The following is a 20,666-nucleotide window of genomic DNA, read 5'->3' as shown; positions in this document are numbered from 1 at the left end:
TCAATCTCTGGCATAAATTTAGAAATGACCAACTCACTCGTTCGGAGTTGAAAGAAAGGGTTGAACCTATTAAGACTAAAGTTTTGAGCATCTTGCTAGAAGCTTCGCAGTTAGACATCGACGAGAGGGAAAAGACCCCACTGGCAAAAACTGTGCGGACTTGCCGTAATTTACTAAAGTTGGAAGTGGCTCTGTGGTTATTTATCTCCTCAGATGGTGTAGAGCCGACCAATAATGCCGCTGAAAGAGCCATTCGCCCTGCTGTGATTTGGCGACGGACTAGCTTTGGTTCAGATTCAGCAGCAGGAAGTCTGTTTGTTGCCCGTTTACTCACCGTCGTGTCTTCTCTCAAGCTGCAAGACCGGAATATTCTTGAGTTCCTGACTGAATCTGTCTTGAGTACTCGTTCTGGTCGGATTCCTCCTTCTCTTCTGCCACGCTAACCCCGTGAACTTCTACTGTTAGCGATAGTGACAGACATCTATGCGATGGTATTGGTACTGGGAAAAGTCAGAAATGATGCTTCCATTTATGATGACAATACCTTCTTACTTCTTTGCCAACTAGATATCGGAAAATCAAGCAACAATGCACATTCGATAAATTATATCTTTTTTTGCCTTGATCCCTAACGTCGATAGGCTAAGGCAAAACGATCGACTCCTGCTAAATCCGAAAATATCTGAACTTTGCCATAACTCCCGTGACTTTCCAGCATATCAGCTACCGCCTCAGCCTGTCCCGCCATCATCTCAACCAGCCAAACTCCCCCCGATTCTAAATAATCGGGAGCCGTTTCTACCAAATGCCGGATGCACTCTAACCCGTCAAAACCGCCGTCTAAGGCCAGATGAGGTTCGTGCTTTAAAACTTCCGGTTGCAGAGTCAGCACCGTGCTGCTGGGGATGTAAGGGGGGTTAGACACCATGCCGCTGACTTGACCTTTGAGAAATGCTAAGGGATCCCACCACAAACCTTGATAAAAATTAACTTGCGATCCAAAACCCAAATTCTCAGCATTGAATCGAGCAACTGCCAAAGCTTCCGAACTGCAATCTACCGCATAAATCCTAGCATTTGTCAACGCACAAGCTAAGCCGATCGCGATCGCCCCGCTGCCCGTCCCCAAATCCACCCAATGCGATTTTGGATTGATACAAGAGCTTTTAACAGCTTCTACAGCCAAATCGATCAGCAATTCCGTTTCAGGACGCGGAATTAGCACCGCCGGCGTTACTTTGAGCGAAAAATGCCGCCAATGTGCAACTCCGGTTAAATACTGCACCGGCACCCGTTCCTGCAAGCGCCGCTGCCACAATTGAGCAAGTTCAGATAAAGACAACTTTAATTCAATTTTTGGCAAATTTTTAAACGACTCCAAACGCAGAGCCAACCTATCCAAACCAGCCAGCTCTTTCAGCAGCCAGTCGATTTCTGCTAGGGGAATGTCAGAGGCGATCGCCTCGGTTTTAGCTTGATTCGCCCATTCCCAAAGCTCTAAACCAGAAACAAACATAAGACTTTGTAATAATTGCTAATTGCTAATTGCTAATTGTTATATCAATTCCGGTTGCACTCCTTATGATATAGAGGACACGGCAGTGCCGTGTCCCTACCGAAAATAATATTGTAGGGACACGGCACTGCCGTGTCCTAATTGTGGCTAATAATTCCGATGCTACCGGAAACGATATTAATTGCTAATTGCTAATTCGTAAATAGTAGGTTGAGTCGAGAAACCCAACCTACTAATTAATGACTGATAACTGATGACTGATGACTGATGACTGCTGGCTAACTATTAGCGAGCCGGTCGAGCTGGAGCCGGAGCTGGAGTGGGCCGAGCTGGAGCCGGAGAGCCAGGAGCCGGCCGAGTTTGATTCGGAGCAAGCTGTGGATTTTGGCCCGCACCGGCAGGTTGGAGCGATCGCACAAATTCCAGGGACTCCCGCGAGGGAATCAAAATCATTTGGGTCAAAAACGGGTCGTTCTCAGTGCGCAAAGCTTCCAAAACGCTCTCCAAGTTCACCACCTCAATCTTAATTGCGGCAGTCACGTTCGGCTGCTGCTGCTTAAAACGATCGACCATTCCTTGCAAATCCTCCTTGTTAAAAAACAAGGGAATCACCTCTTGTTGACCCCGCTGAATCGTCAAATAACCATTTTCCGCGCCGCCTCTGGCCAAAAACAGAGGTACACCGTTGAACTCGTTAACTTGTTGACCAGTCTGCTGAAGTACAGTTTTAGCCGACTGCACCTGCACCGGAGCCGGAACGAAAGCAAATTGCACCTCCTCCGGCTTGCCTTTATTTGCTTGAGTGAGCTGATAAATTTCCCCCAGCGACACCGGCATCACGCGCACCGACGCCGCCAACTGAGGATTTTTGGTTTTCAGTTGAGCGACAAAAGCTTGAGCATCTTTCTGGCTGATGAAAATTCCCGCCACGGAAGCATTACCAGTTTGACCCTGACCCTGCTTGGGAACAGAAGCGATCAGGGGCGCACCCTGAGCGTCTGTAATCGTAAATACTGGCACCGATCGCAATTTTTCCAAAATTTGCGGTTCCGGCAGTGCCAGTGCAGACATCTTGCCAATTGGGGAGGGGCCCAGCAGAGCGCTGCCGACAATTCCCAATATTGCGCCCAAACGAACTAATGATTTCATGTTTTTTCCATCAGGAGCGATCCTGAAACACATTAACGCAAAGACTCGCGCTTTCACACGATCGGCAAAAACTGCCTCAGTTTTCATTAGAGGCAGTTTTTGCTTCAATCTATTATTTAACATTATTCGATCGGGATGACAGGATTTGAACCTGCGACATCCTGCTCCCAAAGCAGGCGCGCTACCAAGCTGCGCTACATCCCGGTGTTATAGTTAGCTAACCTCTACCAATTAACGCACAAAATCGCTAGCTTGTCAAGTTTTTTTAAATATTTAGCTCTCGATGCAGCTAAGGCGAAGTTTTTTTCAGGTTGTGCGGTTTGACCCCACCCAAAAACGGATACCGTGCCACGTACTTCTGTCGTGAGCCGCCCACAATTTTAGACTCTTGTTCAATCTCCCAGATTCATCTGTGGAATAAATCTCAAATCTCAAATCGTTCGACTCAGCGCTCGTCAAGTCGCGATCGCCGAACGTCTCGCCGAAGTCTCACGCCGAAGTCTCAAATCTCAAATCGACTGACAATACTTGCACAGCTTCATAACTGCCCTGCTGCCGGGATACATCCAAGCGTAACTGACCGCAACGCACAGGTGCAGTCGGTGTTGGCAGCGTTAATATTGTATGGTATTTCCTCAACAAATCAACGCCGACCTGCACCTCTGGGCTAATCTGGATACCAAAACATACCTTTAATCCCCTCTGGATCGGACATAAAGCCCAAATTGCGGTAAAAATCCACCACCTGAGGGTCAGCAAATAAGGTAATGTTGCTGATATCTTCACTGCGGAGTTTTTTAATGATGTATTTCATCAGCGCCTTGCCCATGCCTTTGCCCTGGTAGTCAGGATGAACTACCACATCCCAAAGCGTGGCATTAAAAGCATGGTCTGAAGTCGCTCTGGCGAAACCCACCAGCCGTCGCTGGCTGCCCCGCATCTCCCACATAGAGACGACTAGGAAGCTGTGCTGAATAGCTTTTTTGACTTTACGCAGGGGACGGCGGGACCAACCCACTGCATTACAAAGTTCTTCGAGTTCGTAGAGGTCAATGTCCCGATCGCAACTGAAAAAGATGCGAGCGTTGCCGCTGGCGGGTTTGCGAAACGTTGGGGAAAGCGGATCGCCTAACCCAACAGCCACATCTTCCTCAAATTCCGCTGTTTGGGGTACAGAGGCAGACTCAGAACTACTAAATAAGTTTTTCCAAAAACCCATGCAGGCGCGGTTAAGGTAGTAGAAGTTGGACGACGAGAAAGAGAACCCGACAGATAAACCCACTCCGATCGGCGTAGGATGAATTGCCGGTAGCCTCTTGAGGAACAGTTTACGGTACACTCATCTTACGCCGAAAACAGGGATTTGTCGTCCAACATTGAGTCTGCGCTTTTTTTATTCTGTCAAGTTTGGTAGAACTGTTCTGCTAGCCAGTGCCCGGACAACCCGCTTTTAAGGTAAAATTTGTTGCCGAACCAGGACAGAGGCATTTTGGGAAATGCTTCTTTTGAGTGCCGCCGATCGCGCCGGAACTTATACCCTTGGTGGGAAATACCACTGGAATGGCGCAACGGTGACATTCGCGTGATACGTTCCAAAACAGATTTGGCTTCTGCTTTTACTGAGGAGTACAACTTAATCCCGAAAAAATTAGCTAAACTTGTTCATAGTTAATCGCCAAAAGAGGTTTGTATGTTTTCTGTCAAATTAGCCCTCAAATTGAATAATAGAGAAGCAACCTTGATGGCAAAACACGCAGGATTTCGGCGGGTTGTCTTTAACATGGGATTGAGTCTTCGGACTCAGATGTACAGTGAAGGTAAGTTTTCGGACTCAAAAGTAATTAACGAAGTCAAAAAAGTCTTGACCAATCGCGTCAAGAAACAACCTGAATTTGCTTGGATGAATCAACTATCCAGCCGAGTGTATCAAAACGCATTAATTGATTTAAAAGATGCGTTTAGCAGATATCGCTCAGGAAAATCTGGTCATCCCACATTTGCAAGTCGTCGAAATAAGCAATCGTTTACTGTAGATTCGTCTAACGGAAAAGTTGTACTCAGTGCTGGAAACACAATTAAAATTCCTACACTGGGGACATTTCGACTTCATGAACCACTGGAATGTAGTTTTGTCTCTCAAACCTTTACCTTATCAAAAGAAGGAAGCCATTGGTTTGTCTCTTTCTGTGTTGATGTGGAACGTTTGCCAATCCAGCAACTCCAAGATTCGATAGGAATCGATCTAGGGGTGAAAGTTTTTGCTACGTTGTCAAACAATCAAGTATTTGATGCGCCGAAACCGTTGAAGCGAGCGAAAACCAAGCTAGCAATATTGCAACGTCAGGCCTCAAAACAAGTAAATGGTTCTAACAATCAGCGGAAAACCTACAATAAAATTAGTCGAATTCATTCACGAATATCCGCCCACCGCAAAGATTTCCTGCATAAGTTGACGACTTATTTGGCTAAGACTTTTAAGCTGATTAAGATTGAAGACTTGAATGTAAAGGGGATGATGGCTAACCATAAGCTGGCGGAAGCTAGATCCGACTTAGGGTTTTACGAATTCAAGCGCCAACTGACTTACAAGTGTCAGATGTATGGAGCAAGTTTAGTGCTAATAGACCAATGGTTTCCTAGTTCTAAGACTTGCTCGAACTGTGGAAAAAAAAAAAGATATGCCACTGAATCTCAGAACTTATGATTGTCCTGTTTGTGGCCGCTCAATTGACCGTGACTTAAACGCCAGTTTGAATATTTTAAACTGGGAACAACCCTCGGCTTGAGGGGGATAGCCTACTTATCTTGGGATGGCCGACCACCCAACAGCGTAGGAAGTAAACACTAATTACTCAAAGAATAACTTTGGGTAAGTCTAGATAAGTTTTATCGAGCAGATATACTAGGTATTTACTCTTCCATGCCTTATGGCGATGGGATTTTCGATTTGACGATTCGACTTAAGTTGTGCTCCTCTGCTCCCGCACCTTCCCCTCAATTATGGCTTCGGGTTTAAAACCATCTACACTAGAACTCCTCAAGCGCTTTAACCGAGCGTTTCCGCAGTTTTATGAGCAATTTGTCAGCAGCGAAATCCAGTTGCAAAACCTCAAATTAGCTTACCAGCTTTACAAAACTCGGCAAGCAGTCATCGAAATCCGAGCCGAAGGTAACAAAAGTGCCCTGCATTTTGCTTACCGGAACCAGTCTTTTCTATTGAGCGATATTTTTGGAGTGCTGGCGGCCTACGGGCTGACGATTCACAGTCTGAGTCTGTACGGTCAAATTTACCCGCCGATGCTGGTATTTATCAAATTGGTCGTATCTCGCGGTGGCAAGGTACTGGCAGATAAAACAGCAGAAAACGTCTGTAGAGCAGTTCGAGAGGCATTGGCAGGGCATTTTGAGGTTGAAGAGATGTTGGCAGTTGAATTTAATTTAGACGCAGGTTTGGAAGATGTGGCAACTGAATTCTACGTCGATCCGGTTTTCCACTTGCCAGCTTTGCTGATTGAAGCAGATAATCAACCGGGACTTTTTTACAAAGTTATGTATGCCATCTGGCAAGAGGATTTGTTGGTGGTAAATGCTAATTTGCTGGTTTGGCGGGGGCGAACTCGCCTGATTCTCTACTTGTTGGGGCCAAATGAAAGTTTAATTCCCGAGTATCTGGGGCAGAAAATCGCTGAGGGGGTGCGACAAAGATTGCTGGGCGAGCGGTTTTAGGGCAAGCTGCCGAGTTCTAAATAACTAGATTTACATAACTAGACATTAGTTTGCAGAAGTTTTCCAGTGACATAGGGTTAAAAGCTCGGCAAGATTGTTCGTACAAACGAGTGTAGATAGCGGTTCTCATAAAAATGGGATACGCCGAAACTATCGTGTTGTCAAGCTTTTTAAGTTTGATTGCGTACCTCATCTACCAAAGAACCGCCATAATAGAAAAGACCTGCGAGATCAATACGGGAGTTTAAAAAGTGCAACTTTCGTTTAAGACCGAATTAAAACCTAATAATCAACAGGTGGCTCTATTCCGTCAACATTGTAGAGTAGCAAGACACGCTTACAATTGGGCGAACGGGATAATGCTAGAAGTATTGGCGTTGCGAGCAACAGATCAAACCGTAAAAATCCCTAAACCGATCAAATTACCAAAACGTTTTGTAGCTGAAATTCAAAGTATTTACCCGTCGTATTACAAGAGTTAAAAACTATCATCACAGCAAGCATGAACTGATGTGTTTTTTTTCGAGAGCAAGTACAAAATCTCAACCAAGAATTAACAACGATGGTAAGCGTATCAATCTTCATAAAATAGGTTGGGTTAGACTGTGCGAAACGTTACCCATTACAACCGCACACAATTGCGTAATTAGTCGCACCGCTGACCGATGATTGATAGCGGTACGATCTGACATATAATCGCCCAGAGTCGAGGTAGAACGACTGTCTGTGGGCTTTGATATCGGTATTAAAGAACTCGGTGTTTGCTCTAACAGTCAAGTATTTGGTAACCCCAAAGCTTACCGAAAGATGAGCAAAAAGTTGAAGCGCAAACAGCGGCGGTGAGTCGTAAAGCCCGAGGTTATAACCGTATAAAAGGAGTAAAGAAGCTGGCGAAGCTACACGTAAAAGTCGCAAAAGTCCGCAAAAATGCACTCCATAAACTTAGGTATTACCTAGCCAAAAACCACGGCGAAGTAAATATAGAGAATTTATAGATTAAAACGTTTTTGAATAATCACAAGTTAGCAGGTACAATAGCCGACTGTGGGATGTCCCAATTAAAACCTCAACTAGAATACAAAATAGAAAACTTTTTATCTCAATTAACACTGATATACAGATGGTTTCCCTGTTTTCCAATCTGCTCAAGTTGTGGAGATCGTCGCAACAAAATGCCCTTTAAAAATCGCATTTATGTATGTTACCGGTAATACACCAGACATAGATTTGAATACTGCAAAAAACATAGAACGCTGGTTTGAAGGGATATTTATTTCAGGGCGTTCAGATAAAATGGCAATCTATGCCAAGATTGCCTGTGAAGTGGACAAACATCTTGAGCGTCAGCTTAAGATCGGTTTGAAGCAGGAAGTAAGCGGTAAATCGATAGATTTGAGTTTTTTTGACTTATTTACATAGGTTTACATAGGTATTAGAGAGCGGATAAAATAAAATTATGGCAAAAATCGACATCCTAGGGGTTCGGCACGCTTACGATTTGACGACTCCGACTGCAACTTCTCCGGTTCTGGTATTTGTCCACGGCTGGCTGTTAAGCCGTCGCTATTGGCAACCTTTGACCGATCGCTTGGCACCAAACTATCAGTGCCTGACCTACGATTTGCGGGGGTTTGGCGATTCTCAATCCGACGGCGGCTATACCGGGCCTTCGGAACCGCTAAATTCCTGCTACACTCCCGCAGCTTACGCTCGCGATTTGGCAATTTTATTAGAAAAACTCGATATTTCTTGTGCTTGGCTGGTAGGACATTCTCTGGGCGGTACGATCGCTCTTTGGGGAGCCAGCCAATTGTCCGATCGCGTTAAAGGTGTCGTCTGCATGAATGCAGGCGGCGGCATCTATCTTAAGGAAGAATTCGAGCGGTTTCGAGCGGTCGGCAAGCAGCTAGTGGCAATGCGTCCCGGCTGGCTGCCTCACTTGCCGTTAGCAGATTTCGTGTTTGCCCGCGATTCTGTAGCCCGCTCGATCGGCCGCTCCTGGGGACGGCAGCGCTTGAGAGATTTCGTGGGAGCTCATCCAGAGGCAGCTTTGGGGGCTTTGTTGGACTCGACCACAGAACCGGAAATTCACCTCTTGCCACAAATTGTGTCCCAACTCAAGCAGCCTGTTTATTTTATTGCCGGCACTAAAGACAAAATTATGGAACCCAAATACGTGCTGCATTTGGCTAGCTTTCACTGGATGTTCCAAGGTGGCGGCGAGAATGTCCTTCAGGTTCCCGATTGCGGCCATTTGGCAATGGTGGAACAGCCGGATGCAGTGGCTAGTTACCTGCAAAATATTCTGAAAGAACACACTTAAAGGGCATTGGGTAAAGCGAAACCGAGGAATGGGGCATTGGGCAGAGATCCGGTTCGGGGAAGCAAATCTTCCCAAATAGTAAAGTTACAAGTTAAAAGTTAAAACATTTCTCCCTGTTCATTCCCTCAACATCGATCAGTTAAATCAGTTACACAATCCGTTAAATCCCGTACAGAATCCGTTGCTGAACTTCCTTCGCCTAAATCTGTTATGTTAAATAGATAACTCTGCCCGATCGCCCTTAAGGACAGAGCTTCTGACTCGATAGTGGCAAATTGTCTGAATACTAATTCTGCTTAAATATCTGTGCGCGTTAACCTCACCGATCGGCAACAACACATCCTTTGGGCAACGGTTCGCCACTACATAGCTACAGCGGAACCCGTTGGCTCAAAAGCTTTGGCTGACGAATTCAACCTCAGCGTCAGCCCAGCTACAATTCGCAATGCGATGGGGACTCTTGAAAAAGCTGGATTGCTCTATCAGCCCCACACTTCGGCAGGACGAGTCCCCTCTGACTCCGGCTACCGAATTTACGTAGACCAGTTGATTCAGCCGTCTGATACGCTGGCCCGCAAGGTAGAACAGGTACTCGACCAGCTCAATTGGTCGGATGGTCGCATGGACGCGGCACTCCGCGGCGCTGCTCAAATCCTGGCAACTATCAGCGGTTACATAGCCATGATCACCATACCGCAAACCAATATGGCTTGCTTGCGCCACTTGCAACTGGTGCAGCTAGAGCCGGGAAAGGTGATGCTGATCGTGGTGACGGATGCCTACGAAACTCAGTCGGTTTTGGTGCAGTTGCCGAGGGACGCAGAAGGTAACAGGCCTGATGTCGAAATCGTCGATCGCGAATTGCAGATTTTGTCGAATTTTTTGAACAGCAAGTTGCGGGGACGATCGCTCTCGGAACTCTCGACTGTAGACTGGAGCGAGTTAGACCGGGACTTTGAACTGTACGCTGAGTGGATGGGAACCATGCTGACTGCTTTGAGCAGCCGCCAAAGAAATCCAACCTACACGCGGATTCTGATCGGCGGTTTGGCAGAAGCGCTGCGCTTGCCTGAGTTTTCGCAGTTGCAACAAGTTCAAACCTTGGTGCAACTGCTCGAACAAGAGCAAGAACTGCTTTGGCCTTTGATTTTTGAATCGCCTGAGTTGGACACCCCCGGGAAGCGGGTAACGGTGCGTATTGGTTCAGAAAATTCCTTAGAACCAATTCGTGGCTGTACTCTAATTTCTTCGACTTACCGCCGGGGCTCGGTGCCGGTGGGTAGCGTTGGGGTTTTGGGGCCGACGCGGATGGTTTACGAAAATGCGATCGCGGTGGTGGAAGCTGCGGCGGATTATTTGTCAGAAGCTATTGGCGGAAATCGAGTTAGTTTTCCTGATGGCGAGCGAGGGCGATCGGATAATCCCTTGTTAGATGCACCCTAATTTGATAGCCCCAAGCTTAACTGGCTTGGGGTTTTATTGTCTGTCCCGGACGCACTGGCAACCTTGATAAACTGGGTTTTGTGATAAAAAACCTACGCTTTCATGCTCTTTTTGGGGCAAGAAACTAAAGCGATCGCGCTTCACGAGAAATTTTCGTCAAAAACCCGGTTTCTGCGTCCAGGATCGGTTCGGAAACTGGCAGGAGTTGCGGGCGATCGACTTTCCGGCGATCGGGGGAAAGAGATGGCGATGGCGAGCGATCGCGCATTCACAGAAAGTGGTCGCGGAGCGCCAGTCGAGCGGCGGGTTTAGCGGCCCAACCGAGGAGTTTTGATGCAAACCAGGTGGGCCTCACCGGCTCTAGGGATCGCGGCTGCACAAAATGAACTGAGAACGCGGGAGCGACGATTGCGGGGTTCCCGAAGGCAGCAGAATGTCAAAATATTAAGACATTTTAGAGAGTTCGTCAAAAATATCTAAAAAAGATTAGTGTTGATATGAAAGCGATATTTCTTTTAGGAATAGCCCGGGTTAGACAATTGCACATAACTTGCAGTAAATTTGGCTTGATTGCCACTTCATAAAAAAGTTAAGCGCTGAGTTAAGATCGAACAAAATTTAGGGAATTTTCTTTTAGCATTCAATGAAATCGACCGATAAAACTAAGAATACCTTTGCGATCACAACGCCTCTGTATTATGTAAATGATTTACCTCACGTGGGCAGCGCTTACACGACTATGGCAGCCGATGCCCTAGCCCGATTTGAGCGGCTGCGGGGCAAATCAGTTTTGCTAGTGACGGGGACGGACGAACACGGGCAGAAAATTCAGCGGACAGCCGAGACTTTGGGACGATCGCCCCAAGCTCATTGCGACTTAGTGGTTCCGGGGTTTGAGGCGCTTTGGGAGCAACTCGACATCCAGTACGATCGCTTCATCCGCACAACTTCGCGGCGCCACGAGTACATTGTCAAAGAATTTTTCCAGCGCGTCTGGAACTCCGGTGACATCTACTTGAACCAGCAACAAGGCTGGTACTGCGTTTCCTGCGAAGAATTCAAAGATGAACGGGATTTGTTGCCAGGAAATCGGTGCTCTGTCCACACCAGCAAGGAAGTTGAGTGGCGCGACGAGGAAAATTACTTTTTTCGCCTGTCGCGGTATCAAGACCAACTGCTGGCCTTGTACGCAGAACGTCCCGACTTCATCGCGCCGGAAAGTCGCCGCAACGAAGTGCTGAGCTTCGTCAACTCTGGACTGCAAGACTTTTCGATTTCTAGAGTGAATCTGGCATGGGGTCTGCCAATGCCGGTTGACCCCAGTCACACCATATACGTCTGGTTTGACGCTTTGCTGGGATACGTCACCGCCTTGGTAGATCCGGACAGCGACCCGACGTTGGAGAATGCTTTATCTAAATGGTGGCCGGTTGACCTGCACTTGATCGGCAAAGATATTCTCCGCTTCCACGCAGTTTACTGGCCGGCAATGCTGGTGTCAGCGGGTCTGTCGGTGCCGGCCCGGGTCTTCGCTCACGGGTTTTTGACCAAAGATGGCAAAAAAATGGGGAAAACGGAGGGTAATACTTTAGATCCCGTCGAATTGGTCAAGAAATACGGCGCTGATGCAGTGCGTTACTATTTCCTCAAAGAAATTGAGTTCGGAGAGGACGGCGATTTTAACGAAACTCGGTTTATCAATATATTGAATGCTGAGCTAGCAAATGATTTGGGAAATTTGCTTAATCGTACCCTAAACATGGCTCGCAAATATTGCGGTGGCTGCGTACCAAATGTGTTAGGAGAAAACATTGACGGCGACAACCTTCTCAAGGCTATGAGCCTGGGTTTGGGCGAGCAAGTAGCGGTTTTTTACGAAGACTTGGCTTTTAGCAAGGCTTGCGAAGCCGTGCTTGCATTAGTTCGAGCCGGGAACAAGTTTATTGACGTGCAAGCACCTTGGAGTTTGTACAAGCAGGGACAGATAGAAAGTGTCGAACAAGTGCTATATTCTGTTCTGGAATCTGTTAGACTAGCATCTTACCTTTTATCGCCGATTATTCCCAATATCAGCAACGCTATCTATCAGCAGCTAGGTTTTTCAATTGACTTTAACGATCGAGTTACAGTTAACAGTTTAGCGAATTTTGCAGCTCAGGCTGCCTGGGGCGCTTTGCCGGCGAACCAAACTTTGGGGGAACCCCAACCTGTTTTTAAGCGGCTAGAACTGCTGTAAACAGTACCTTCATAGTTGGCAGCCAGCGCTCTGAGTGTTATGACAGACTACGAATTAGCAGTTATTTCCTTACCAATCTTTCATAAAAATTGAGGCATAACAATCATGTTGAATAGAATAGAAAGCAATGACCTTTTTACGCCGGAACAGGTGCTAGAAAATCGGGGTCGAGTAGCAATTTTTATTGACGGCTCTAACCTTTTTTACGCGGCTTTGCAGTTAGGAATTGAAATTGATTACACTAAGCTACTGTGCCGTTTAACTGCGGGTTCGCGGCTGCTGCGCTCTTTTTTCTACACGGGTGTCGATCGCACTAACGAAAAACAGCAAGGGTTTTTGCTGTGGATGCGCCGCAACGGCTACCGGGTGATTTCAAAGGATTTGGTACAGTTGCCAGATGGCTCTAAGAAGGCGAATTTAGATGTAGAAATCGCTGTGGATATGATGGCTTTAGTGGGGTCTTACGACACGGCGGTTCTGGTCAGCGGTGACGGCGATTTGGCTTATGCTGTAGACGCTGTGAGCTATCGCGGCGTGCGGGTTGAGGTGGTGAGTTTGCGATCGATGACGAGCGACAGTTTGATTAATGTAGCCGATCGCTATATCGATTTGGAAATGATTAAGGACGACATCCAAAAAACATCGCGCCCTAATTATGCTTACCGCCCTTTGTCAGGTCTGAGCTTGATGGAGGAACACGACGACAGATAGGGATTTGGTAATGGGTAACGGGTAATGGGTGATGGTTAATGGGTTAAATCAATGAGAATTAAAAGTTAAAAATTTAGACAAAACATGACACATTTTTAATTTTTGATTAATTATTTTTCAATACCCAATTATTAATTCCCAATTACCTATTACCAATTCCCAATTACCTATTACCAATTCCCATTGGCCAATGATTAATCTCAAATCCCAAATCCCCAATCTCAAATCCCCAAAATTGATGCTGCTATTTTTAGCAGCACTGATTTTGGGGGTTGGTGCTTGTGCGGCTCCGCAAGAAACTCAAAAGAACAAATTAGCTGAGGATCTCAAAACTGCTCAACAGTCAAACAGCACTTTAACTTTGAACAAAGTAACTCTAGAGCAAGCAAACGAAAAGGGGGAGACATTCTGGAAAGTAAACTCGAAAAATGCCGTTTACAGCAAAGACAAAAAGATAGTTAACATTCAGAAACCTGTGGGTAAATTATTTCAGGACGGCAAAGAAATTTACGACATTCAGGGAGAAACGGGGCAGGTATTTCAGGAAGGAAATCAGGTTTTTCTCAAAGGTAACATAGTCGCTACTGACCTTAAAAATGGAGTGGTATTGCGCGGAAATGAGTTGGAGTGGCGGCCGAAGGAAGATGTCTTAGTTGTCCGCAACAATTTGACGGGAGAGAACAAACAGGTGACGGCTTCAGCGAAGGAAGCGCGGGTTTTCAGTAGGGCTAAGAGAATGGAGTTATTCGGCTATGTGGTGGCCAATGTTAAAGATCCAGCTTTGCAATTGCGAACTGAGCACTTAGTGTGGTTTGTGGAGCAACAAAAGGTAAACAGCGACAAACCAACTCAAATTGATAGATACAAAGACAAAATAGTAACAGACAGCGGTTTTGCGGATCAAGTAGATGTAGACTTAAAAACCAAGATTGCGACGCTGACGAAAAACGCTCAGTTGATGCCATCAGACCCGCCGCTGCAAATAGAAAGCAGTTTGATGAGTTGGAATTTTCCGGCGCAATATGTGATATCGCCCGGGCCTGTGAAGGTATTTCACCGCGTGGAAAAGGTAACGATGACTGGGGATACGGGGCGGGGAGATTTAGAAAAAAAAATCTTTTATTTGACGGGAAATGTGGTAGGAATCGGAGAAAAACGTCAAGCTCAATTAAATACCGATCGAGTAACGTGGTATTTAACTAACCAGACTTTCGACGCAGAAGGAAATGTGGTTTACAAGCAACTAAATCCGGTGTTTAATTTGACTGGGCCGAGGGCGGCGGGAGAGTTGAAAAATCAAACTGTGATTGTCAAAGGGGACGGTGGTGGTGGCCAAGTGGTTACGGAATTTGTACCGGACGAGTACAAGGGAACTTTGGGAAAGTAGATAGGATTGCGATCGCAGATGCGAGCAGATGAGCGCCCATAAACGCAGATATAATTAAGATGAGATTGAGTAAGGAGGGGTTGGGATGACAACAATTTAGAAACAACTTTAGAAAGGCTTGATGAACCTATCTTAATTGACGGATTAAGTTGGAGAGAGTTTAAGGCTGTTGAACTGCTTCTCTCGCCTCCGGGGGTGCGGCTGTCGTTTTTAGATGGGGTGTGGGAGATTAGACGTATGCCTGGAAGAAAAAACGAAACTGGCAAACAGCGGATTTCAAGGCTATCTCGCTCAGCCGCCTATGTTTCCGGCGATCGCCCGTGCAGTCAAATCTTTTTCTGTTTCGCATCTGATTCAACCTGAACTCATGGCACTGTTGAGTTTAGGGTTGATTTAGCTACTAGGCACTATGACTATTAAGCTATTGTGCATCTAGTTTGCCATTTCCTCAGTTTTAGAATTCTTGTGGGACGGGCCACCGAGCCCGTTTAAAACCGCAATTAAGCGGGCGTAAGCTTAGGACTTACGCATAGATCGCCCAAAGCCCCTTCCCAAGTGGGATTTCAAGTACCCCTTTTTCAAGCGGTTCCCCTCTTTTTAAGCGCAGCAGGGGGGAGGTGGGTTTCAGGCCGTATCGTGCGTAAGCCCTGACTATAATTGTATGCTTAGATCAATTAGGATTGAGGTCTTGACCTACAAGTGAAGGGAGGTGTACTCAATATCCATGCAATCTGCACGTAGGCTCACACTGCCACGCCAAGCAAAATATACCGCATTTGACATTTGTGGAGCTTCAGTCTCAAATGGGGTAGCTGTTTTTTCTTTCATAAATTTCTCAACTGTACCAGTATTAGCTGCTCCTTTCACCCGGGTTATTCAACAATAAGATATCATGAAACCAATTGGCTTTAAAGAGAGAGGGAATCAATAATTTCCCTAGAACTGACTTTAAATGATTAAGAGTGAGCGACTGTTGTTATTGAAACAATCCAAATACTAAAATGACTCCGCCATGACACTAATCGCAAGTGAGCATGAACTTGCAAAAAGCTCTCAAAAAATCCCGCTACGCCTGGTCTTAGTCGTACCATTCGTCCTGCAAATCTTTGCCGCTGTGGGACTGACAGGTTGGCTCTCCCTACGCAACGGCAAAACTGCCGTCAACAACGTTACTAGCCAATTACGAACCGAGGTACTCGCCCGCATCAATCAACAACTAAACACTTACTTGGAAACGCCCCACTTGGTCAATGCCATCAGCGTCGATGCCATTCGCCGCTTTGGGTTGTGGAATCCAGACAATATGGGTTCGATGAGAAGTTACTTTTTCTGGCAGCTCAAGCAATTTTCCACCGTTAGTTACATCAGTTTTGGAGGGGAAAAAAAAGAATATGCAGGTGCTGGATATAAGGATGATGGCAGTGTTGTTATTGAAATAACCGATCGATCTACTAATTTTCTCAATACGATCGTCAGCGTAGATAGAGAGGGTAACCAGACTCAGTTTAAGGAAACCCACCCAGACTACGATCCCCGCATTCGAGGCTGGTATAAAGCCGCAAAAGTTGCAGGCAAACCCCAATGGAATAAAATTTATCAATATTATATTCAACCTAGCCTAGGAATCTCCGCTAGCCAACCTGTTTACGACAAAAATGGCACTTTTCGAGGAGTTGTAAGTACCGATCTATTTCTTTCAAAAATCGGCCATTTTCTCCAAAGTTTAAAAATTGGTAAATCTGGAAAGACTTTTATCATAGAACGCTCTGGCTTGCTAGTGGCTTCTTCCAGCGCTGAGAAGCCATTTATCTACAGCAAAAATCGCAAAAAAACGCAAAGGTTAAAAGCGCTTGAAAGCAGCGTACCTTTGATAAAGGGTACAGCGCAGCATTTAATAGAACGCTTTGGTAACTTCACCGAAATTGATAGCAACCAGCAACTAGACTTCATGCTAGATGGTCAGCGGGAATTCGTGCAAGTATCCCCATTCCAAGATGGTCGAGGTCTTGATTGGCTGATTGTTGTAGTCGTTCCAGAAGCCGACTTTATGGAGCAAATCAATGCCAATACCCGCAGCACTATCTTACTCTGCTTTTTAGCGTTACTGCTAGCGACGTTGTTAGGAATCCTCGCCTCCCGCTGGATTACCCATCCGATTTTTCGTTTGAGTAAAGCGAGTAGAGCGATCGCTAGCGGTCAATTAGACCAAAAAGTAGAGGTAAATGACATAGATGAACTGGGAATTCTCGCTCAATCTTTTAACCAAATGGCACAGCAATTGCGCGAGTCTTTTGCTGCTTTAGAAAAGACCAATTCAGAGCTAGAAAATCGAGTAGAAGAACGGACAAGTCAGCTAAAAGAGGCAAAAGTTGCCGCTGATACTGCTAACCACGCCAAGAGCGAATTCCTCGCCAACATGAGCCATGAACTCCGCACTCCTTTGAACGGAATTCTAGGATACGCTCAAATCATGGAACGCGATAAAAGTACAACTCCTAAACAAAAAGATGCGATCCAAATTATTCACCAGTGTGGTTCGCACTTACTCACTCTGATTAACGATATTTTAGATATTTCTAAAATTGAAGCCAATAAAATGGATCTTTACAGTTCAGCTTTTAATTTTCCTTCTTTTCTGATGGGAGTTGTGGAAATGTGTCGCATTCGAGCCGAACAAAAAGAAATTACATTTAATTATCAAGTATTAAATCAACTTCCTAACGCTGTCTGTGCTGATGAAAAACGACTGCGCCAAGTTTTGATTAACCTTTTGGGCAATGCTATTAAATTTACAGAAAAAGGAGGGGTTATTTTTAAGGTAGGCGTAATAGCTGAGGGGGAAGACTCCGACCAATCACCACTTACTAAAATTCGTTTCCAGATCCAAGATACTGGGATTGGAATGGCACCAGAACAGTTAGAAAAAATATTTTTACCGTTTGAACAAGTCGGAAATATTCAGCAGAAAGCAGAAGGCACCGGGTTAGGATTAGCGATCGCACAGAAAATTGTTCAAATGATGGGAGGCGAAATAAAAGTCGAAAGTATACTCGGTCAAGGCAGCATTTTTTACCTCGATTTAGAGTTGACTCAATCATCTGAATATATTGAGCAAACCTCCCTCGATAATTCAATCAATTTAAAGGGCTTTAAAGGAAATAAAAATAAAATTATGCTAGTAGACGATCGATTTGAAAATCGAGGTTTTCTGATAAATCTTTTAGAACCACTAGGTTTTCAAATCATGGAAGCTTGTGATGGAAAAGAGGGCTTAGATAAAGCTGCTGAGTTTAAACCAGACCTGATTATCACAGACTTAGTGATGCCAGTAATGGATGGATTTGAAATGTCGCGGCGCTTCCGGAAATCATCAGAATTTAAAGATGTAATATTGATCGCATCCAGCGCCAGCGTGTTTAACTTCGATCGGGAAAATAGCCACGAAGCAGGTTGTAACGAGTTCCTAGCAAAGCCGATCCAAGTAGAAGAATTGCTAGAAGTATTAAAGAGTTACTTGCAAATAGAATGGATTTACGACCAACCTGCTGATTTGGCGAACGAACAGCAGGAAGGTTTCACTAATTTATTAAATGTTCAGAGTGGTGAGCTTGTGATACCGCCATCAACAGAGCTTGTAGCGCTATTTAATGCGGCTCGGATCGGCGATATTGAAGTTGTGGAGCAGGAAGCCAATAGACTCAAGCAGATAGACGGAAACTATCTACCCTTTGCTAATAAACTCTTGCAATTTGCCAAAAATTTTGAAGAAAAAGAACTTCTAGCTTTTGTAAAAACACATTTTGGAAAATAAAATGCTTACCCCAAAAGACAATGTAATTTTAATTGTTGACGATAACCCGAATAACCTAAAACTTCTGTTCGATTTTTTGAGGGAATCAGGCTTCAAGGTTTTAGTGGCTAAGGATGGGGAAAGTGCGATTGAGAAGCTACAAGAAGTTTCGCCAAATATCATATTGTTAGATGTGATGATGCCGGGGATAGATGGGTTTGAAACCTGCAGCCGCTTAAAAGCATCGGTGGCAACGAAAGATATCCCTGTGATTTTTATGACATCTCTTACCGATCGCGTGGATAAGGTTAAAGGTCTGTCAATGGGGGCAGTAGATTATATAACCAAACCCTTTCAGCAAGAGGAAGTCCTAGCCCGCCTGCAAATACACCTGAGACTGCGAAATTTGACCAAGACCTTGGAAGAGCAAAATGTGCTTCTCAAAGAGGAAATTGAAGCGCGAAAAGATGCGGAAGCCGCCTTGCAGAAACTCACTTTTGAGTTAGAGGAACGGGTGGCTTCTCAAACGGCTGATCTTACACAAGCCTGCAACAAGCTTCAACAGGCTCAAGTTATGTTGTTGCAAAGGGAAAAAAAATTAGGACATGATGCTTTTCACGACGCGCTAACGGATTTGCCTAACCGCGCTTGGTTTATGGATCGGCTGCAACAGGCGATCGGCAAGGCGTACAGACGTGAAGATTATTTATATGCGGTGCTATTCATTGACCTAGATCGCTTTAAAGTTGTGAATGATAGCCTCGGACATTTGGTTGGGGATGAATTACTAAAAAGCGTTGCTCGTCAACTGCAAGCTTCTTTACGCCACACAGATGTAGTTGCGCGGTTTGGAGGAGATGAATTTGTGCTCTTGCTAGAAGATATTAAAGATCTTGATGAACCAACAAGGGTGGCCGAACGCATCCAAAACCAATTAAGGCAGCCGTTTAATTTGAATGATTATGAAGTATTTACAGAGATCAGCATTGGGATTATCCTGAGCACAATGGGTTACGATCGCCCAGAAGACGTGCTCAGAGATGCGGATATCGCAATGTATTATGCTAAAGCTCAAGGCAGAGGGCGTTACGAAGTTTTCGATCCAGCGATGCAAACTCTTGCTATGACGCGCTTGCAGTTGGAGAATGACTTGAGAAGGGCGATCGGGCTACAAGAATTTTGCCTTCACTACCAGCCAATTGTCTCGCTTTCTACGGGGAAACTGAGTGGCTTTGAAGCTCTGGTCCGCTGGGGTCACGCATCTGGTATGATCTACCCGCCTGCCGAGTTTATCCCTGTGGCGGAAGAAACTGGTTTGATCAATGAACTAGGGTGGTGGGTTTTGCAGGAAGCTTGTCACCAGATTAGTATTTGGCAGCAACAGTTTCCCCAAACACCTCCCTTGGCGATTAATGTCAATCTTTCCGCCGTGCAGCTCAAGCAAGTAAACCTAGTCAATCGAATTGAGGAGCTTTTGCAGCAGACTAGCATTCCAAGCTACTCTCTCAAACTAGAGATTACTGAAAGTTGCATTTTAGAAACAGTATCCAGGGAAGAAAAGATGTTGAAGCAGCTAAAAGCTCTAGGCATTCTGTTGTGTATCGACGACTTTGGCACGGGCTACTCTTCTTTAAGCCGCTTACACGAGTTTCCCATTGATACCTTAAAGATTGACCGCTCTTTTGTCAGCCGCATTGGGGCAGACAACAGTGGCGTAGAAATTATCCAGACGATCGTGACGCTGGCTCGCAGCCGAGGTATGGATATCGTGGCAGAAGGTATAGAAACGCCAACACAGCTACAGAAACTGCGAGAGTTGGGGTGTGAGTTTGGCCAAGGATATTTATTTTCTCAAGCTGTAGACAGCTTCAAGGCAACCGAACTATTAGGCCTAAAAGTAGGGCTATTAAGCTGACCTCACATCTAGTTTGCCTCAATAAATTTTATGAAACGTAGGACAGGCCCAAAAGCCTAATCTCATCATGCAATCTCAATGTAAAAAAGCTTATAACGGTAGGTTTTACCAAGAGCAAAATGGCATTAAAACCCACATTCCGCACCCCCAACTTGCACATACACGGATTGAGCGGATAAAAAGGAACCTGGAGAGAGTAAAGAGTAGAAATACTCCAAAATTTGTGTCACTAAGCATAACCTAGTTAGGAATCCCTGAAAATTCAGGTTCGGGCGTGAGTTAAATCTGATTTTGTCAAAAATGCGATCGAGCGGTAACAAACCAAGTTGATTGCCGATCGGTAAACTGATTGATAACCAAAATGAGTTAAGTGTGAGCGATCGCAACCTTAGCTAGGGCTTGCTGAATAACGAGAAAAAAGTGACGCTAATTGGGTTTGTGAGCGCTACTTGGGTGGTAAGCGTGCCAGA

General features: G+C 45.4%; 19 protein-coding genes and 1 tRNA gene. 16 read left to right on the top strand and 4 right to left on the bottom strand.

Features of this window, described 5'->3' with window-relative positions; translation table 11 throughout:
* On the top strand, positions 1-443 hold a 443-nt coding region (locus tag QUA78_RS28310), incomplete at its 5' end, for an IS66 family transposase (protein ID WP_333399149.1).
* 185 nt (positions 444-628) lie between these two features.
* On the opposite strand, the gene prmC is transcribed toward QUA78_RS28310, so the two are convergent.
* From prmC to QUA78_RS28290, 4 genes are all read right to left on the bottom strand, one after another.
* Positions 629-1,516 (bottom strand): peptide chain release factor N(5)-glutamine methyltransferase, encoded by an 888-nt coding sequence (gene prmC / locus QUA78_RS28305; RefSeq protein ID WP_333399148.1) that lies wholly within the window; start codon positions 1,514-1,516, stop codon positions 629-631.
* A 285-nt stretch (positions 1,517-1,801) separates the two neighbouring features.
* Positions 1,802-2,665 (bottom strand): Tic22 family protein, encoded by an 864-nt coding sequence (locus QUA78_RS28300; protein WP_333307272.1) that lies wholly within the window; start codon positions 2,663-2,665, stop codon positions 1,802-1,804.
* A gap of 130 nt (positions 2,666-2,795) precedes the next feature.
* Positions 2,796-2,869: transfer RNA gene (locus QUA78_RS28295), tRNA-Pro, on the bottom strand.
* Positions 2,870-3,332: 463 nt separating this feature from the next.
* A complete protein-coding gene (locus tag QUA78_RS28290; protein ID WP_006631880.1) occupies positions 3,333-3,884 on the bottom strand; it encodes a GNAT family N-acetyltransferase in 552 nt (183 codons plus the stop codon).
* A gap of 243 nt (positions 3,885-4,127) precedes the next feature.
* On the opposite strand from QUA78_RS28290, the gene QUA78_RS28285 reads away from it, so the two are divergent.
* The 15 genes from QUA78_RS28285 (at position 4,128) to QUA78_RS28225 (ending at position 20,196) form a co-directional block, all read left to right on the top strand.
* Positions 4,128-4,337: a hypothetical protein gene (locus tag QUA78_RS28285; protein WP_333399147.1), complete on the top strand. Its 210-nt coding sequence runs from the start codon at positions 4,128-4,130 to the stop codon at positions 4,335-4,337.
* 45 nt (positions 4,338-4,382) lie between these two features.
* Positions 4,383-5,369: an RNA-guided endonuclease TnpB family protein gene (locus QUA78_RS28280; protein ID WP_333304547.1), complete on the top strand. Its 987-nt coding sequence runs from the start codon at positions 4,383-4,385 to the stop codon at positions 5,367-5,369.
* Positions 5,344-5,451 (top strand): zinc ribbon domain-containing protein, encoded by a 108-nt coding sequence (locus QUA78_RS28275; RefSeq protein ID WP_333304546.1) that lies wholly within the window; start codon positions 5,344-5,346, stop codon positions 5,449-5,451. The genes QUA78_RS28280 and QUA78_RS28275 overlap by 26 nt, the downstream gene beginning before the upstream one ends.
* Positions 5,452-5,665: 214 nt before the next feature.
* The gene (locus QUA78_RS28270; RefSeq protein ID WP_006631881.1) at positions 5,666-6,391 is read left to right on the top strand and encodes a hypothetical protein; all 726 of its coding nucleotides are present in this window, start codon (positions 5,666-5,668) and stop codon (positions 6,389-6,391) included.
* Positions 6,392-6,642: 251 nt separating this feature from the next.
* Positions 6,643-6,873, top strand: a complete 231-nt coding sequence (locus QUA78_RS32995; protein WP_445302390.1) for a helix-turn-helix domain-containing protein — start codon at positions 6,643-6,645, stop codon at positions 6,871-6,873.
* A gap of 357 nt (positions 6,874-7,230) precedes the next feature.
* Positions 7,231-7,386, top strand: coding sequence for a transposase (locus QUA78_RS32990; protein ID WP_445302389.1), 156 nt, complete (start codon positions 7,231-7,233; stop codon positions 7,384-7,386).
* A 199-nt stretch (positions 7,387-7,585) separates the two neighbouring features.
* Positions 7,586-7,810 (top strand): hypothetical protein, encoded by a 225-nt coding sequence (locus QUA78_RS28265; RefSeq protein ID WP_333399146.1) that lies wholly within the window; start codon positions 7,586-7,588, stop codon positions 7,808-7,810.
* A 37-nt stretch (positions 7,811-7,847) separates the two neighbouring features.
* Complete coding sequence (locus tag QUA78_RS28260; protein ID WP_333304544.1) at positions 7,848-8,714, top strand: alpha/beta hydrolase; 867 nt, start codon at positions 7,848-7,850, stop codon at positions 8,712-8,714.
* 300 nt (positions 8,715-9,014) lie between these two features.
* Positions 9,015-10,157: a heat-inducible transcriptional repressor HrcA gene (gene hrcA / locus QUA78_RS28255; RefSeq protein WP_445302391.1), complete on the top strand. Its 1,143-nt coding sequence runs from the start codon at positions 9,015-9,017 to the stop codon at positions 10,155-10,157.
* A 102-nt stretch (positions 10,158-10,259) separates the two neighbouring features.
* Entirely contained in the window at positions 10,260-10,469 is a 210-nt protein-coding gene (locus tag QUA78_RS28250) for a hypothetical protein (RefSeq protein WP_333304542.1), read from the top strand.
* A gap of 331 nt (positions 10,470-10,800) precedes the next feature.
* On the top strand, positions 10,801-12,393 hold the full coding sequence (metG, locus tag QUA78_RS28245; RefSeq protein ID WP_333304541.1) for a methionine--tRNA ligase: 1,593 nt from the start codon (positions 10,801-10,803) through the stop codon (positions 12,391-12,393).
* 105 nt (positions 12,394-12,498) lie between these two features.
* On the top strand, positions 12,499-13,104 hold the full coding sequence (locus QUA78_RS28240; protein WP_006631885.1) for a LabA-like NYN domain-containing protein: 606 nt from the start codon (positions 12,499-12,501) through the stop codon (positions 13,102-13,104).
* 190 nt (positions 13,105-13,294) lie between these two features.
* A complete protein-coding gene (gene lptC, locus QUA78_RS28235; RefSeq protein WP_333304540.1) occupies positions 13,295-14,491 on the top strand; it encodes an LPS export ABC transporter periplasmic protein LptC in 1,197 nt (398 codons plus the stop codon).
* Between the two features lie 1,012 nt (positions 14,492-15,503).
* Positions 15,504-18,302: an ATP-binding protein gene (locus QUA78_RS28230; protein WP_333304538.1), complete on the top strand. Its 2,799-nt coding sequence runs from the start codon at positions 15,504-15,506 to the stop codon at positions 18,300-18,302.
* Between the two features lies 1 nt (position 18,303).
* On the top strand, positions 18,304-20,196 hold the full coding sequence (locus tag QUA78_RS28225; RefSeq protein WP_333304537.1) for an EAL domain-containing protein: 1,893 nt from the start codon (positions 18,304-18,306) through the stop codon (positions 20,194-20,196).
* Positions 20,197-20,666: the final 470 nt, after the last annotated feature.

Source organism: Microcoleus sp. K4-B3, assembly GCF_036704615.1.
Lineage (GTDB): Bacteria > Cyanobacteriota > Cyanobacteriia > Cyanobacteriales > Microcoleaceae > Microcoleus.
The sequence above is the reverse complement of the archived record's forward strand: the minus strand, read 5'-3'. Positions and strand labels throughout refer to the sequence as shown.